Origin of the sequence: Candidatus Pelagibacter sp. HIMB1715 (assembly GCF_052047595.1) — a bacterium.
Classification (GTDB): Bacteria; Pseudomonadota; Alphaproteobacteria; order Pelagibacterales; family Pelagibacteraceae; genus Pelagibacter.
On sequence record NZ_JBNAJY010000015.1, the window covers coordinates 89,448 to 106,446 of the forward strand.

The following is a 16,999-nucleotide window of genomic DNA, read 5'->3' on the forward strand; positions in this document are numbered from 1 at the left end:
TGATATCAATTAAATAAAAAATTGAGGTATATTTGATAGATTAAATTATGCTAAAAATTTTCTCGTTTTTAATTATTTTTTTATTAATAAATATTAATATTTCAGCTGAAGAAATTTGTTCAGATTATACACCAGAGTTAATTTTAAATATTGGAGGTACCTCGGATCCTGAGAAAATAATTTATGCAAAAAATAACTATGAATGTAAAAAGAAAATTGATTTGTGCGAAATAAATGGCTGTTTACTTGAAATATTTGATCATAAAGGAAATTTGTTAAAGTCATTTGCTGTTAAAAATGATTGGTTCGTCAGGCCTAAAAATGACTTGAGTACAGAAACAACTTACGAGTTGGTTATTCCTATAAAAAATCATATTCAAAAAATACTATTTATAGAAAATGCAAAATTATCATACAAATTAGAGAGAACTTTTAAAGGTTATCGTGATGATTTTATAAATAATTATCAAGTCAAAACTGGAATAATTCAAAGATATAAAAAAATGTTACTAGACACAGATGCTAATATTAATCTAAAGTCTCATAGATGGTCAGGTAAATGTTTTGTAATGTGGGAAAATGAAATTTTAGTTGATGATCAGAAATGTTTTATGCAAACAAATCATGGTCCTATAGAACTTTTTGATGATTTCATAGTTGTAGTAATGAAAGATGATATTATCTGTGAAGATGTTACGTCAAAATCATGTAATTTTTTTTTTAAAGTACAACAGTATAAGCATGAAGGCTCTTTTTATTGGAATGTATATTTTCAAGGAAAAACAATTGGCAGTGATGCACATATGTATATTCCGCTAAGAAGTCATCAAACATCTGAAAACGGATCTTGTTTTTTTAGAAAAACAAAAAAAGATCAAAATAAAAAAGACACTGAAATAAAAGATAAGTTTTGCTTTGTTCATGATGGTGACTCAATTTCAAATATTTTTTGAATTAAAAACTTATTTTAAAAAATTTAATTGTAAATGAAAAAGTAATATTTATATACAATAGGTCTTAGATAGAAAAACATTTTTGTAATTAATTACTTTCACGATATAAAGATATGAAATATCCAATTCTTTTACCTAATATTTTTGATCATCCATTTACTTATGAAAGTAGTATTTATCTCAAATTAGGAGACTACGTGGAAGTTCCTTTTGGTAAATCAAAAATTACAGGTGTAGTTTGGGATGAATTTGAAAAAAATAGCAACAAAAAATTTAAAATAAAAAAAGTTTTGAGGAAGTTAGATGTGACTCCCCTAAAAAAAAATACTATTAAATTTTTAAATTGGTTTTCAGAGTACAATATTATTCCAAAAGGAATGGCTCTAAAGCTTATTTTATTAAGTAGTCATGCAATAGAAAATAAGGAGTTAGGTTCTTATAATAATTTTAAAAGTGAAATTAAAAATACATCTATAAAATTAACCAAAGATCAAATTAAAGCATATGAAGAAATGGTAAGCACTAACCAAAATTTTAGAGTGCACGTATTACAAGGGACAACAGGATCAGGCAAAACTCTTGTATATTTTGAAGCTTTTAAAAACCTTATAAAACAAGGATATCAGGGTTTAATTTTGTTACCTGAAATAGGTTTAACAGGTCAATTTGAAAAAAAATTTAATGAATATTTTGGTTTTAACGCAGCAGTGTGGCACTCAGGAGTTTCAAAAAAAAAGAAAGAATTAATTTGGAGCGGAATATCAAATGGAGAAGTTAAAGCAATTATAGGAGCAAGATCGTCATTATTTTTACCTTTTAAAAATCTAGGTATGATAATTGTAGATGAGGAGCACGATCAATCATTCAAACAAGATGAGGGTGTAACTTATAATGCACGAGATATGGCAATCTCTAGAGCTTCATTTGAAAATATACCAGTTAATTTAGTTACAGCCGTTCCATCAATTGAAACTTTTGAAAATATTCAAAAAGGAAAATATTCCTTATCAAGACTTACAGAGAGATACAAAAATGCTTCATTACCAAATTATGAAATTATAGATCTTAACAAAACCAAACTTGAAAAACAATCGTGGTTATCAGATAAGATAATTGAAAAAGTTAATTTTCACCTTGAGAGAAAAGATCAGGTTTTATTTTTTTTAAATAGAAGAGGTTTTTCACCTCACGCGCTGTGCAAAAATTGTTTAACTAGTTATTCTTGTCCAAATTGTACTATCAACCTTGTTTATCATAAAAACAAAAATAATTTATTATGTCACTATTGCGGTTTTAAAACTGATTTAAAAAGAGATTGCTCAAAAGAAGGTGAATGTAATTTTGTCTTTAGTGGACCTGGTGTAGAGAGAATATCTGAAGAGGTTAAAAAAAAATTTCCAAATAAAGAAGTTGAAATTTTTTCAAGTGATACAATGAATAAAAAAGACTCATCAAATAAATTAGAAAGAATTATAAATAATCAAACCGAGATATTAGTTGGTACACAATTAATTTCTAAAGGATTTCACTTTCCAAGTTTAAATTGTATTGTTGTTGTTGATATTGATCTATCAGCTAACGGGAATGATCTGAGAGGTGCTGAAAAAAATTTGCAGTTATATCATCAGTTATCAGGAAGAGCTGGAAGAACAGGAAAACCTGCAACAGTATATTTTCAAACCTATAACAATAATAAGAATATGATTTTAGAAATTACAAATAAAAATCCTGATATATTTTTAAAAAGAGAACTCGAAATTAGAAAAAAAAATAAACTTCCACCTTATCAAAGATTTATTTCTTTGATCATGACTGGTGAAAATCAAAAAAAATTAGAAAAAGAGGCTTATGACTTTAAAAATTATTTAGAAAATAAAATTGAGGGAAATATATTGGGTCCAGTTGAGGCTCCTATATTTAGACTAAAAAGAAATTTTAGGGTCAGATTTTTAATTAGAGGTTCAAAATCTATGAAACTACAAAATGCTATTGCAAAATTGGTTCCAAAATACAAATTTTCAAAAGGAATAAAACTTTCAGTTGATGTTGATCCAATTAACTTCAATTAGGCCCAAAAAAGAGGACTTTTTCGTCAATCAGTCACTTGAAGACATAAAGGTCATATGCTAATTAGAGCGTGATTTTTAAATAATCTTCAACATTTTAGAGGTATCAAGTTGAGCAAAGACACAGGATTTCCAATTACTTCAGCAGAAAGGTATTCACTTGCGCTTTATGAATTATCTACTGAAAGCAATGTTACATCCCAAATAGAAGAGCAGTCACTCTCAGTTCTAAAATTGCTAGAACAAAGCCAAGATTTTTCAAATTTAATAAAAGATCCAACTACAAGCCAAGATGATTTATTAAAAGTAGTTAATACAATCTCAGAAAATTATAAATTTGATCAATTGTTAAAAAATTTTTTAAGTTTTTTAATTCAAAAGAGAAGGTTCTTTTTTGTAGAAAGAATTCTTAAAAGTTTCATCGAGATCTGTTCAGAAAAAAGGGGAGAACTAAAAGCCGAATTAAGATCTGCTAAACAATTATCTAATGAAGAAATTAAACAAATTACGGAAGAATTAACTAAAAACTTTAGTTCAAAAATAAAATTAAACTACAAACATGATGAAAGTTTAATAGGAGGTTTAGTAGTACAGGTAGGGAGTACTATGGTTGACACCTCAATTAAAAGTAAATTACAACAAATTGAAAATAGAATGATAGAGGCATAAATGGAAATAAATCCTTCAGAAGTTACAAAAATATTAAAAGAACAAATAAAAAATTTTGGAGATAAAGCAGAGGTTACTGAGGTAGGTCAGGTTTTATCAGTTGGTGATGGTATCGCTAGAATTTACGGTCTTGACAATGTTCAGGCTGGAGAGATGGTTGAATTTTCTGATGGCTCTAAAGGTATGGCCCTAAACTTAGAGAGCGAAAACGTTGGTGTTGTAATTTTTGGTGATGACAGAAATGTTAAAGAAGGTGATGTTGTAAAAAGAACTGGAAAAATTGTTGATACGCCAGTTGGAAAAGAGTTACTAGGTAGAGTAGTAGATGGTTTAGGAAATCCAATTGATGGCAAGGGTGCATTAGATAAAAGTGTACAAAAGAGCAGAGTAGAGGTTAAGGCTCCTGGAATTATCCCTAGACAATCAGTTAATGAACCAATGCAAACAGGTTTAAAATCAATTGATAGTTTGGTTCCAATCGGAAGAGGACAAAGGGAATTAATCATTGGTGATAGACAAACAGGAAAAACTGCGGTTGCAGTTGATGCAATCATAAACCAAAAAAAGATTAATGAATCAGGCGATGAAAAACAAAAATTATATTGTATTTATGTTGCTGTAGGTCAGAAAAGATCAACTGTTAGACAAATTCAAAAAACTTTAGAGGAAGCTGGTGCAATGGAATACACAACAATTGTTGCTGCAACAGCATCAGATTCAGCACCACTTCAGTTTTTAGCTCCGTATACTGGTTGTGCGATGGGTGAGTATTTCAGAGATAATGGAATGCACGCGTTGATTATCTACGATGATTTATCAAAACAAGCAGTTGCTTACAGACAAATGTCACTTCTACTTAGAAGACCTCCAGGACGTGAGGCTTATCCAGGAGATGTATTCTATTTACACAGTAGATTATTAGAAAGAGCTGCGAAATTGAGTGATGAACATGGTGGAGGATCTTTAACAGCACTTCCAATTATTGAAACTCAAGGTGGAGATGTATCTGCGTTTATACCAACAAACGTAATTTCAATTACGGATGGTCAGATTTTCTTAGAAACTGAATTATTCAACCAAGGAATAAGACCTGCAATTAACGTTGGTTTATCAGTTTCAAGGGTAGGTTCATCTGCACAAACTAAAGCGATGAAAAAAGTTTCAGGATCTATGAAACTTGAGCTTGCTCAATATAGAGAAATGGCAGCATTTGCTCAATTTGGTTCAGATTTAGATGCTTCTACTCAACAATTATTGAATAGAGGATCAAAATTAACTGAGCTTCTAAAACAAAAGCAATATTCTCCAATGACAGTTGCTGAACAAGTAATTTCGGTTTTCTGTGGTGTTAAAGGATATCTTGATGATATCGATTTAAAAGATGTTGCAGGTTTTGAAAGTAAAATCATTGAGAAATGTAAATCAGAAAAACCTGAGATTATTGAGTCGATACAAAGTTCAGGAAAACTTGAAGAGGATAAAGAAAAGTTATTAGTTGAACTGATTAGTCAATTAAAGGAAACCCTTAAATCTTAATTTGATATGGCAAGTTTAGATGACCTAAAAAAAAGAATAGCCAGTGTAAAATCTACACAAAAGATTACTAAGGCTATGAAAATGGTTGCAGCTGCAAAATTAAGAAAAGCACAAGAAAGTGCTGAAAAAGGACGACCTTATTCAGAAAAAATGAACAATGTAATTTTAAACCTTTCTAGTGGAATTTCAGATAAAGAAAATGCACCAAAGTTATTAGCTGGTACAGGACAAGACAAAGTTCATCTTTGTGTTGTTATGACATCAGATAGAGGTCTATGTGGTGGGTTTAATTCCAACATAATTAAGAAAGCAAAAAGTTACTTTTCTAAAATTTTAGATGAGAATAAAGAGCTTAAAATTATCACTGTAGGTTCAAAAGGTAATGACCAGCTTAAGAGAATTTATGGTGATAAAATAATTGAAAATATTTCATTTAAAGAATCAAAAAATGCAAATTATTTTGATGCAGATAAAGTAGGAAAAATTATTATTGAAAAATTTGAAGCAGGTGAATTTGATGTTTGTACAATTTTTTACAATAAATTTAAAAATGTAATTACACAAATCCCACAGGCTCAACAAATAATTCCCTTAAATGATGAGGGAAGTGAAAATAGTTCAGATGAAAGTTACGAATTTGAACCAGATGAAGATGAAATTTTAAGCAATTTGTTGCCAAAAAATATTTCAACACAAATATTTAAGGCAATGTTAGAGAATTCAGCTAGCGAACAAGGATCCAGAATGAGTGCAATGGATAATGCAACCCGAAACGCAGGTGAAATGGTTGACAAACTTACTATCGAATATAATAGAAGTCGTCAGGCAGCAATTACTAAAGAACTAATAGAAATCATATCAGGAGCAGAAAGTTTATAATTATGAGCAAAGGAATAATCACACAAGTTATTGGAGCGGTAGTAGACGTAAAATTTGAAGGAGAATTACCGGAAATTTTAACAGCATTAGAATGTAAAAATGGTGACAATAGATTGGTTTTAGAGGTTGCTCAGCACTTAGGAGAAACTACTGTAAGAACTATTGCAATGGATGCTACTGAAGGATTAAAAAGAGGAGATGAAGTTGTAAATACGAATGCTCCTATCCAGGTACCTGTTGGACCAGAAACACTAGGTAGAATTATTAATGTAATTGGTGAGCCAATTGACGAAAGAGGTGAGGTTAAAACTAAAGAAAGCTGGCCTATTCACAGAGCTGCGCCTGAATTTAATGATCAATCAACTGAAACTGAAATATTAGTTACTGGTATTAAAGTTATCGACTTATTAGCACCATATGCCAAAGGAGGAAAAATTGGACTATTTGGAGGTGCTGGTGTTGGTAAGACAGTTTTAATTATGGAATTGATTAACAACGTTGCTAAAGCACATGGTGGATTTTCAGTTTTTGCTGGAGTTGGAGAAAGAACTAGAGAAGGAAATGATCTTTACCATGAGATGATGGAATCTGGAGTAATCAAGCAAGATGGCCCTGGTTCTAAAGCTGCATTGGTTTATGGACAAATGAATGAACCCCCAGGAGCAAGAGCAAGAGTTGCTTTAACTGGATTAACAGTTGCAGAATATTTTAGAGATCAAGAAGGACAAGACGTTTTATTCTTCGTTGATAATATTTTTAGATTTACTCAAGCTGGTTCAGAGGTATCTGCTTTATTAGGTAGAATTCCTTCAGCTGTAGGATATCAGCCTACATTAGCTACTGATATGGGTAATCTTCAAGAAAGAATTACAACTACAAACAAAGGATCAATTACTTCTGTGCAAGCGATTTATGTTCCAGCTGATGACTTGACTGATCCAGCGCCTGCAACATCATTTGCTCACTTGGATGCTACTACTGTACTTTCAAGACAAATAGCTGAAATTGGTATTTATCCTGCAGTAGACCCATTAGATTCTACTTCAAGAATTTTAGATCCAAGAATAGTTGGTGATGAGCACTATAGAGTTGCGAGAGATGTACAAAGAATTTTACAATCTTATAAATCACTTCAGGATATTATTGCTATCCTTGGTATGGATGAATTATCTGAGGAAGATAAATTAGTTGTAGCAAGAGCAAGAAAGATTCAAAGATTTTTATCTCAACCATTCTTTGTTGCGGAAGTATTTACAGGTTCACCAGGAAAATTAGTTGATCTTGAATCTACAATCAAAGGATTTGATGCAATCTGTAAGGGTGAATATGATCACTTGCCAGAAGCAGCTTTTTATATGGTCGGTACAATTGAAGAGGCTATTGAAAAGGCTCAAAAAATGGAAAAAGAAGCTGCAGCTTAATGAGTGAAGAATTTAAAATTGAGATAGTAAATCCTGAAAAATCTTTTTTGGTCAAAGAAGATGTATCGGAAGTAGTAGTACCTGCTTTTGAGGGAGAAATGGGGATATTAAAAGATCATATTTCAATTATCTCATTTTTAAAACCAGGTATTATTAAAGTAAGTTCAAAATCTGGTGATGAAAATTATTATGTTGAAGATGGTATAGTAGAGTTTAAAAATAATAATTTATCTATTCTAACAAGCTCAATTTATAATTTGTCTGATATGAATAAATCTGTTCAACAGGATTTACTGAAAAAAGCTGAAGAAGAGGCAGGGAAGTCAGATATTAATGATCAAGCTAAATATTTAGTAGATCAAAAAATTGAAGTTTTAAAAACTCTTAATTAAGAATTTTTTTTACTTTATCTTTAACTTCTTTGTAAACGTGTAGTTTAAAATCAACCACTAAATCTGTGATTTTGTCTAGCTCTACCCATTTCCACTCTAAAAACTCAGGGTGTTTAGTTTTGATATTTATTTCATTATCTGACCCAACAAATCTCATTAAAAACCATTTTTGTTTTTGACCTCTGTACTTTCCTTTCCAAATCAAACCAAGCAATCTATCTGGAAGTTCATAAGTTATGGTTCCATCTAATTCTTTTACTAATTCAACATTTTTAATACTGGTCTCTTCCTCAAGTTCTCTGTAAGCAGCTTTTAAAAAGTCCTCACCTTCATCTACACCACCTTGCGGCATTTGCCAAAAATTTTTGGGGTTATCTATTCTTTTGGCAACAAACACTTTGTTCTCTTTATTTAACACAACAATTCCTACTCCACTTCTTAGTGGAAGATTATTTAAATCTTTTTTCATTTTAGCCGTTGAGCAATTTAATTGCGTAATTTAGTTGATTATCAGTTTCAGTTCTTATTTTAAAATTATCACCTTCTTCATTCACTTCAATGTCTGGACGTACACCAACTTCAGATATAGATTTTCCAGATGGAAGATAATATTTTGCAACAGTTAAACGTATTGCGCCTCTATTTTTAAGAGGAATAATAGATTGAACTGAACCTTTACCATAACTGTTTTCACCTACAACAATTGCTCTTTTGTGGTCTTTTAAAGCTCCTGCAACAATTTCTGATGCTGAAGCTGATCCATAATTTATCAGTACTAATAATGTTTTTCCGTCAGTTATGTCTCCTTTTTTTGCAAACCATTTTCTATTATCAGATTTTTTTCTACTTTTAGTGGAGACAATTTCACCATTTTCCAAAAAGAAATCAGATATTCTTATTGCTTGGTTTAGTAATCCACCTGGATTATTTCTTAAATCCAAAATAAATGAATTAAGATTTTTATTTTTTTTTAATTTCTTTATTTGTTTTTCTATTTGATCACTACTATTTTCATTAAATGAAGTTAATCTAATATAGCCAATATTTTCTTCTAATAACTCTGACTTAACTGATTGAATTTCAATTATCTCTCTAGTGATATTAAATGTTAGTGCTTTTTTTTCTCCTCTTCGTCTAACTGTTAATTCTATACTTGAACCTACTGGGCCTCGCATTAAATCAACAGCTTCACTTAGAGATTTCCCTTGAACTTGGGTATCATTAATTTTCACAATGTAATCACCAGCTTTTAATCCAGCTTTTGACGCTGGTGTGTCATCAATAGGTGAAATAACTTTAACAACTCCTGCTTCCATACTTACCTCAATTCCAAGGCCACCAAATTCACCGCTAGTTTCAGTTTGCATTTCCTCTAGAATTTCAGGAGACATATAAGAGGAATAAGGGTCTAAAGATTGAAGTAAGCCATTGATAGCAGAGTCCATGCTTTCAGATTGATTGATCTCATCAATATATTCTCTATTTATTTTTTCTAAAACCTCGCCAAATAAATCTATCTTTTTGTAAATATCTACTTCAGAAGAGTTTGCTGAACTTAAATAAAAAAATGATAAAAAAATAATTGAGTAATATTTAATCATTTTCATATCATTACTTTTTCTTTAGGAATAAATTCTGACCAGATTTTTTCTAATTCATAAAATTTTCTTTTCTCTGGATGAAAAATATGAACGATTAGATCTATACCGTCTACCAATTTCCATTCACCACTTTCTTTACCCTCAATTTTAGAGTCTTTAATTCCATTATCTTTAAGCTTTTCTAACACTTGTTCAGATAAAGATTGTATATGTCTAGATGATGTACCGCTTGCTATTATCATATAATCTGCCATCGAACTTTTATCTTTAAGATCAATAGTTACTATGTCCTCAGCTTTGTTAAGATCTAATGTGGTAATTACAATTTCTTTGAGATCTGAAATTTTATCCATTAATTAAATTTAGACTATCAAATTTTTCTTAATTGAGAAGATGAAATGTTGACTTTATTAAACTCTATAAATTTGAGGGTGGTATTACTGAGAGCCTTAAATGTCTTTGATTTTAATGAGTTTTTTTTATAGCCATGTCTATCGAAAACTAAAATATTACACTTTTGTGAAATAGATTTTGATTTATACCATTTGTGAAAATTTATTAAGTTATCTGCTCCCATTAAAAAATAGATTTCAATATTTTTATTTTTTTTCAAATGATTAATTAAATCGATTGTTTTATTTGAATTAATTTTATTTTCGTAAAATCTCACTTTTATAAATGAATTTTTACCAATAATTTTTTTACAGAATTTTATTCTTTCAGTAACTGAGGTTTTGCTCTGGTTTTTAAATGGATTTTTTTTTGTGATTGCCCAAATAATGTTTTTAAGCTCAAATCTTTTTTTTGCTTCTTTTGAAATTGCTAGATGACCTTTATGAGCAGGATCAAATGATCCTCCTAAAATTCCAATTTTTGTCTTATTTGATTTCAAATTAATTTCTTATTTTACCGTTACTTGTAATTTGATATTTGTATGAAACAAGTTGATTAAGTCCTACAGGCCCTCTTGGTGGTAGTACATTGGTAGAAATTCCAACTTCTCCTCCGAACCCAAATTCACCTCCATCTGCAAATTGAGTTGAAGTGTTATGCATAGCAATAGAGCTTTTGACTTCTTTTAGAAATTGATTAGCTGTTTTTTTGTTTTTTGTAATTATTGAGTCTGTATGCATTGTTCCATACTTATTGATATGACTTATAGCTTCATTGAGGTTGTTTACTATTTTAACAGAAACTGCTGAGCTTAAATATTCTGTAGACCAATCTTTTTCAGTAGCTTTAAAAATTTTACCTTTATAAAATTTAGCCAAAGTCTTTTCTCCATAAATTTTGCAACCATTTTTTTCTAAATTACCCAGGATTGTATTGCTAAATTTTTTAACAATATTTTTATGTAGAATAATGGTTTCGGTCGCCCCACATATGCTGGTGTTTCTTAATTTTGCGTTAGTAACAACTCTATTTGCCATCTTTAATTCAGCGTCTTTGTCGACATATGTATGACAAATACCCTCAAGATGACCAATTATAGGAACCTTAGAAAGTTCTTGAACTTTTCTTACAAGATTTTTTCCACCACGTGGGATTATAACATCAATATATTCTTTCATTTTGGAAAGCATTACATCAACCATCTTTCTGTTTTTAGAGTCTATAAATTGTATAAAGTTTTCATCTACTTTATTTTTTTTGAGCGCTTTTCTAAAAAGTTTTGACAAAATTCTATTTGAATTGATTGCCTCAGAACCTCCTCTTAAGATTACTGCATTACCTGATTTGAAACATAAACCTGCAACATCTGATGTAACATTTGGCCTACTTTCATAAATTACACCAATAACTCCTATTGGAATTGATACTCTACTAATATTTAATCCATTAGGTCTTTTCCACTTTTCTAGAACATGATTAGTGGGATCTTTAAATTTAATAATACTAATAATAGAATTTCTGATGTCGTTTATTTTTTTTTCATTTAAATGAAGTCTATTAATTAAATTTTCTTTTAATCCTATTTTTTTTGCGTAATTAATATCTTTAGTATTTTCTTTAATTATTAAACCTTTGTTTTCGTTAAGCATTTTGGCATAGGAGGCTAAAACACTATTTTTAACTTTTGTGTCTATTTTATATTGATTTGCTTTTCTTGCTCTTTTACCGATTAAATTCATATAATTATTCATTTATACTTCTACCATATCATCTTTATGAATAACTTCAGATTTTGCAACATACCCAAGTAATTTTTGAATTTCATTCGAATGGTGTCCCATAATTTTTTTTACTTCATCAGAAGAAAAAGAACTTAAACCCCTAGCACATTCATTATTTTTTTTATCTAAAACTTTTATATGATCACCTTTGTTAAATCTTCCTGATACATTTTTAATACCTGCAGCTAGTAAACTTTTTCCGAGCTTTAACGCTTTTTTTGCTCCATCATCAATTACAATATTTCCTTTAGGTGCAATTGAGCTAATTATCCATTTTTTTCTAGCATGAAGTTTAGACACCTTTGGGCTAAACCATGTACAATTGTTTTTTTCAATAATTTTTGAAATAGGATTTGAATACAGTCCGTTTGCAATAATCATACTGCTGCCAGCTAATTGACAAATTTTAGCAGCTTCAATTTTTGTTTGCATTCCTCCACTTCCATATTCATTAATTCCTTTGATATTAATTTCTTTTAAGTCTTTGTTTATATCATTTACTATTTTTATTAGTTTAGCGTCTTTATTTACTTTTGGATTTTTTGTAAAAAGGCCATCTACATCTGAAAGTAAAATTAATGTATCTGCGTTTGTAATTTGGGCTACTCTAGATGCCAATCTATCATTATCACCATATTTTATTTCAGTTGTTGCAATTGTATCATTCTCATTAACAACTGGGATAAATCCAAGTTCGAATAAATTTTCGAATGTTCTTTTGGCATTTAAGGATCTTCTTCGTTCCTCCGTATCTTCTAGAGTTAACAAAATTTGTGAAATATTTAATTTGAATTTTGAGAAGGTCTGAGAGAATAAATTCATTAGTTCAATTTGGCCAATAGAGGCAATTGCTTGACTTTTATCTAACTTAATATTTTTTTTGTTAAAATTCATTTTTTTACATCCAAGAGCGATAGCACCTGAACTAACAATGACTATTTTTTGATTTTTATCTTTTAGTTTTTTGATGTCCCTCGCAAAGCTTGAAAGCCATTTTTTTCTAATTTTTTTATTTTCATCAACTAATAAAGATGAACCAATTTTAATAACAATAATTTTCGAGTTTTTAAGATACATAGGATAATAATTTTGCCTTAATTTTTGAAACCGACTCTTTATTTAAAGTTGTCATTGTCATTATCTCACAATTTTTATCTTTAGAGAAATCCTCAATTACATCTTTAGCTGTGTCTTCATCAATTAAATCTATTTTGTTAAACACAATTAATTCTCTCTTTTCAAGCATTTTAGAACTGTAATTTTTAATTTCATTTTTAACCTGATCATAAGATTCTTTAAGATCAAGATTAGTAATATCAATTAAATGTAATAAAGATTTGCATCTTTCTATATGTTTTAAAAACTGTATCCCAAGTCCAACACCCTCATGGGCACCTTCTACTAATCCTGGTATATCAGCTATTGTGATTTCTTTATCATCATAACTAGCAACACCTAAGTTAGGATTAAGTGTTGTAAATTTATAATTAGCAATTTTAGGATTTGCGTTTGTAAGTGCTGCCAACAAACTTGATTTTCCTGCGTTAGGTAATCCGATAATTCCGATATCAGCTATTGTTTTAAGTTGTAACCAAATTGTAAACTCTTCTCCCAACGTTCCTTTCGTAAATTTTCTTGGAGCTCTGTTTGTAGAACTTTTAAATCTAGTATTTCCCAAACCACCTTTGCCACCATTAGCAGCAATGTACTCTTCTCCTTTTTTATTAAAATCAAATAATAGAGTTTTGTTATCTTCTTCAAATACCTGGGTTCCAAGAGGAACTTTTAAAACCAAATCATCACCACTTTTACCTGTTCGATTTTGACCAGAACCATTCTCTCCACGCTGAGCTTTATGATGTTGTTGATATCTGTAATCAATTAAAGTGTTTAAGTTTTCCTCTGATTTTAAAATGACAGAGCCACCCCTGCCTCCATCGCCTCCATCAGGTCCTCCAAACTCAACATACTTTTCTCTTCTAAAACTTGGTGAACCATCACCACCGTTTCCAGCCTTAATATAAATTTTAACTTGATCGAGAAATTTCATAATACAACATTTTCTTGGTTGTACTATTAATTGGGTTTTACTGAAACGTAAGTTCTATCTAATTTAGATTTTTTGAATACAACTTTTCCTTTGATAACAGAAAAAATTGAATGATCTTTTCCCATTCCAACATTTTCGCCAGGAAAAATTTTTGTTCCTCTTTGTCTAACAATTATATTTCCAGGTATTACAGTTTCTCCACCGTATTTTTTAACACCAAGTCTTCGACCAGCACTATCTCGTCCGTTTCTCGATGATCCACCTGCTTTTTTTGTTGCCATAATTTACCTAATAACTATTTACTTGCAGCTTCCTTAACTTCTTCTTTTTTGGGAGCTAGTTTAATTTTTTCAGCTTCAGATAATACTTTACCATCTTTTGAAAAAATTTTGTTAATTCTTATCAAAGAAAATTGTTGTCTGTGTCCATTTTTTCTTCTTGAATTTTGTCTTCTTCTTTTTTTGAAAATTAGAATTGTTCTATTTTTACTATTTTTAATTAAATCTGCCTCTACTTTAGCACCTTCAATATTAGGAGTTCCAACCTCAATATTTTTATCATCCCCATATGCTAGGATTTCATTAAATTCTATTTTAGTTTCAGGCTTTGAATCTGGTAATTTTTCAATTTTTAATATCTCACCAGATTTAACTTTGTACTGTTTACCACCTGTTTTTATTACTGCGTATGACATAATATGAATATTAAATTTAAGTAACCGCAATATAGTTACCGGAAGCCTATAGTCAAGCTGAATTAGTTAGAAATTATCCTTTAAATCCCTTAATTTTGAAAAGGATTTTAGGTCATTAGCTCTTAAAAAAATATTACAATCAATTTCATCTTGTAAGGTTGATGGAATAGTAGGTAAATTATTATTTCTTTGTTGTTTTATAAATTCTATTTTCTTTAACAAAGAAGAGTTTTCAGAATCATGTTCCAAGCAGAATTTTGAATTATTTAAAGTATATTCATGGCCACAATAGATTTTTGTTTCTTTAGGTAAAGATTTTAATTTATTTAAAGAGTTATACATTTGTTCATATGTACCCTCAAAAATTCTACCACATCCAAGTGAGAAGAGAGTATCTCCAGTGAATAGTAAGTTTTCTTCAAAAAAATAAAAACAAATATGTCCTGTTGTGTGTCCAGGAATATGAATAATTTTAGCTTTAAAATTTCCGCTATTCCAAATTTCGTTATCTTTTAACAAGATATCAATCTCTGGTATCCTTTTTGCATCTCCATTAAATCCTAAAACAACAGATCCAAATTTTTTTTTTAATTCAGTATTACCCCCAACATGATCATAATGATGATGAGTATTTAAGATATATTTTAATTTAATATTTTTATCGTTTAAGTAATTGATTATTGGTTTAGCTTCACTTGGATCAACAACACATGCTTCCTGTTTGTCATTATCAATAATTAAATAACTATAATTATCTTGTAGGCAGGGTATAATTTCAACTTTCATTTATTTTTCTATTAAAAATATTCCAAGATCAGCAAATAAATTTTTAGTTCCTAAATTACTATTTGTTATATTTGAAGTGTTGTTACTATTTAAAGCTAAAGTTTTTATCATTTTAATTTCTTTAAATTTTATAAAATTTACAAAATCTTTAATTGTACACATATGTAAATTAGGTGTACTGTGCCATTGTTCTGGCAAAGATTTTGTTATTGGCATTGTGCCTTTAAATAATAGATGCAATCTAACTTGCCAATTACCAAAATTTGGTATCGTTACAATTGCTTTTTTTCCAACTCTTAAAAGTTCATCTAAAACAATTTCAGGGCTTAAAAATGCTTGGAGTGTTTGACTCAATACTACATAGTCAAACGATTTATCGGGAAATTGTTTTAAGTCTTTCTCTGCGTTACCTTCTATTACAGTTAATCCTTTTGCAATACATTCTTGTACTTTTTCCTTAGAAATCTCTAGTCCTCTTACATTTATATTTTTATGTTCTTTTAAAAATTGCATCAAAGTTCCATCTGCACAACCTACATCTAGAACTTTTTTATTATCTTCAATTAAATCTGATATTACTCTAAATTCATTTTTCATTGTTTAACTCTGCATAAGATTTGTCTAAGAAATTCTTTAGTGCGTTTAAAAAATCAGGAACATCTAATAAAAAAGAGTCGTGACCTTTATCAGATACAATTTCTACGAAACCAACATCTGCTCCAATAGAATTTAAAGCTATAACAATATCTTTATTTTCTTGGGTTGGATAAAGCCAATCAGAAGTAAAAGAAATAACAAAAAATTTAGCTTTTGTATTTTTAAATGCATCAGACAAATTTCCATTAAATTGTTTAACTAAATCAAAATAATCCATAGCCCTAGTTATGTAGAGGTAACTGTTTGCATCAAATCTATCTACAAACACAGATCCTTGGTATCTCAAATAACTCTCAATTTGAAAATCTGCATCAAAACCAAATTTCAAATCTTCTCTTTCTTGCAATTTTCTCCCAAACTTTTCCTGCAAACCTTTTTTTGAGAGATAAGTTATATGAGCTGCCATTCTTGCAACAGCAAGCCCTTTACCTGGGTTGGTGTTATTAGCTTCATAATTTCCATCTTTCCAATCGCTGTCAGCAGTGATTGCTTGTCTTCCTAGTTCATTAAAAGCAATATTTTGTGCTGAATGACTTGAGGTTGTAGCAATGGGTATAACAGTTTTAGCTTTATCAGGAAAGTTGGTGATAAATTGAAGAACTTGCATACCTCCCATGGAACCTCCGGTAATTGCAAATAGTTTATCAATTCCAAAGTGTTCAAGTAAATTATATTGTGCATTCACCATGTCATTAATTGTAATAACTGGAAAATCAGTTCCAAAAGTTTTCTGTGTTTCAGGATCTTTATGGCTTGGTCCATAAGATCCCATACATCCACCAATTACATTTGAACAAATAACAAAATATTTATTGGTATCTATTGCTTTGTCTGGACCTACAGCAAAACTCCACCAACCGTCTTTTTTAGTAACAGGATTTAAACCAGTTACAAATTGATCTCCAGTTAGTGCATGAAATACTAATATAGCATTGTCTTTATTCTCATTTAAAGACCCATAAGTTTCGAATGCAATTGGAAAATTGTTTATAGTTTTACCACAATCCAATTTAAGAGGTTTCTTTATAATTAATGTATTAATATTTTTTTCTGTATTCATTTTAAGGCCTTTAGATGAATTGTGAGAAAAAAAACTATTTTAGCGGTTTTTTTTAAGCGCT

Annotated in this window: 19 protein-coding genes; 7 read left to right on the forward strand and 12 right to left on the reverse strand. The window is 29.8% G+C overall.

Features of this window, described 5'->3' with window-relative positions:
- The first annotated feature begins 47 nt into the window (after positions 1-47).
- The 7 genes from ACTTAY_RS04715 to atpC all read left to right on the forward strand — a co-directional run bounded on the left by ACTTAY_RS04715 (position 48) and on the right by atpC (position 7,916).
- The gene (locus ACTTAY_RS04715; RefSeq protein ID WP_440672563.1) at positions 48-953 is read left to right on the forward strand and encodes a hypothetical protein; all 906 of its coding nucleotides are present in this window, start codon (positions 48-50) and stop codon (positions 951-953) included.
- A 113-nt stretch (positions 954-1,066) separates the two neighbouring features.
- A complete protein-coding gene (gene priA, locus ACTTAY_RS04720) occupies positions 1,067-3,022 on the forward strand; it encodes a replication restart helicase PriA (RefSeq protein WP_440672564.1) in 1,956 nt (651 codons plus the stop codon).
- 108 nt (positions 3,023-3,130) lie between these two features.
- Complete coding sequence (gene atpH, locus ACTTAY_RS04725; protein ID WP_440672565.1) at positions 3,131-3,688, forward strand: ATP synthase F1 subunit delta; 558 nt, start codon at positions 3,131-3,133, stop codon at positions 3,686-3,688.
- Positions 3,689-5,224, forward strand: coding sequence for a F0F1 ATP synthase subunit alpha (atpA, locus tag ACTTAY_RS04730; protein WP_440672566.1), 1,536 nt, complete (start codon positions 3,689-3,691; stop codon positions 5,222-5,224).
- Positions 5,225-5,230: 6 nt separating this feature from the next.
- Positions 5,231-6,103, forward strand: a complete 873-nt coding sequence (locus tag ACTTAY_RS04735; RefSeq protein WP_075506072.1) for a F0F1 ATP synthase subunit gamma — start codon at positions 5,231-5,233, stop codon at positions 6,101-6,103.
- Between the two features lie 2 nt (positions 6,104-6,105).
- Positions 6,106-7,524, forward strand: coding sequence for a F0F1 ATP synthase subunit beta (gene atpD, locus ACTTAY_RS04740; RefSeq protein WP_262589885.1), 1,419 nt, complete (start codon positions 6,106-6,108; stop codon positions 7,522-7,524).
- A complete protein-coding gene (gene atpC / locus ACTTAY_RS04745; RefSeq protein ID WP_440672567.1) occupies positions 7,524-7,916 on the forward strand; it encodes an ATP synthase F1 subunit epsilon in 393 nt (130 codons plus the stop codon). The genes atpD and atpC overlap by 1 nt, the downstream gene beginning before the upstream one ends.
- Here the strand turns inward: atpC and ACTTAY_RS04750 are convergent.
- The 12 genes from ACTTAY_RS04750 to metX all read right to left on the reverse strand — a co-directional run bounded on the left by ACTTAY_RS04750 (position 7,909) and on the right by metX (position 16,938).
- Positions 7,909-8,385: an RNA pyrophosphohydrolase gene (locus ACTTAY_RS04750; protein ID WP_440672568.1), complete on the reverse strand. Its 477-nt coding sequence runs from the start codon at positions 8,383-8,385 to the stop codon at positions 7,909-7,911. The two genes, atpC and ACTTAY_RS04750, sit on opposite strands and share 8 nt — an antisense overlap.
- Position 8,386: 1 nt before the next feature.
- Positions 8,387-9,523 carry a S41 family peptidase gene (locus ACTTAY_RS04755; RefSeq protein ID WP_440672569.1) on the reverse strand — a complete coding sequence of 379 codons (1,137 nt, stop codon included), beginning with the start codon at positions 9,521-9,523 and terminating at the stop codon, positions 8,387-8,389.
- A complete protein-coding gene (rsfS, locus tag ACTTAY_RS04760) occupies positions 9,520-9,870 on the reverse strand; it encodes a ribosome silencing factor (RefSeq protein WP_075506496.1) in 351 nt (116 codons plus the stop codon). The genes ACTTAY_RS04755 and rsfS overlap by 4 nt, the downstream gene beginning before the upstream one ends.
- A 17-nt stretch (positions 9,871-9,887) precedes the next feature.
- On the reverse strand, positions 9,888-10,415 hold the full coding sequence (nadD, locus tag ACTTAY_RS04765) for a nicotinate (nicotinamide) nucleotide adenylyltransferase (RefSeq protein WP_440648382.1): 528 nt from the start codon (positions 10,413-10,415) through the stop codon (positions 9,888-9,890).
- A complete protein-coding gene (locus ACTTAY_RS04770) occupies positions 10,411-11,661 on the reverse strand; it encodes a glutamate-5-semialdehyde dehydrogenase (RefSeq protein WP_440672570.1) in 1,251 nt (416 codons plus the stop codon). The genes nadD and ACTTAY_RS04770 overlap by 5 nt, the downstream gene beginning before the upstream one ends.
- On the reverse strand, positions 11,662-12,768 hold the full coding sequence (proB, locus tag ACTTAY_RS04775; protein WP_440613704.1) for a glutamate 5-kinase: 1,107 nt from the start codon (positions 12,766-12,768) through the stop codon (positions 11,662-11,664).
- Entirely contained in the window at positions 12,758-13,741 is a 984-nt protein-coding gene (gene cgtA, locus ACTTAY_RS04780; protein ID WP_440672571.1) for an Obg family GTPase CgtA, read from the reverse strand. Before cgtA ends, proB begins: the two co-directional genes overlap by 11 nt.
- Before the next feature lie 26 nt (positions 13,742-13,767).
- Positions 13,768-14,022 carry a 50S ribosomal protein L27 gene (gene rpmA, locus ACTTAY_RS04785; RefSeq protein WP_075506491.1) on the reverse strand — a complete coding sequence of 85 codons (255 nt, stop codon included), beginning with the start codon at positions 14,020-14,022 and terminating at the stop codon, positions 13,768-13,770.
- A gap of 14 nt (positions 14,023-14,036) precedes the next feature.
- A complete protein-coding gene (rplU, locus tag ACTTAY_RS04790) occupies positions 14,037-14,435 on the reverse strand; it encodes a 50S ribosomal protein L21 (RefSeq protein ID WP_440672572.1) in 399 nt (132 codons plus the stop codon).
- A gap of 66 nt (positions 14,436-14,501) precedes the next feature.
- Positions 14,502-15,221 carry a hydroxyacylglutathione hydrolase gene (gene gloB / locus ACTTAY_RS04795; protein WP_440672573.1) on the reverse strand — a complete coding sequence of 240 codons (720 nt, stop codon included), beginning with the start codon at positions 15,219-15,221 and terminating at the stop codon, positions 14,502-14,504.
- Positions 15,222-15,818 carry a methionine biosynthesis protein MetW gene (metW, locus tag ACTTAY_RS04800; protein ID WP_440672574.1) on the reverse strand — a complete coding sequence of 199 codons (597 nt, stop codon included), beginning with the start codon at positions 15,816-15,818 and terminating at the stop codon, positions 15,222-15,224.
- A complete protein-coding gene (gene metX, locus ACTTAY_RS04805) occupies positions 15,808-16,938 on the reverse strand; it encodes a homoserine O-acetyltransferase MetX (RefSeq protein ID WP_440672575.1) in 1,131 nt (376 codons plus the stop codon). The genes metW and metX overlap by 11 nt, the downstream gene beginning before the upstream one ends.
- Positions 16,939-16,999: the final 61 nt, after the last annotated feature.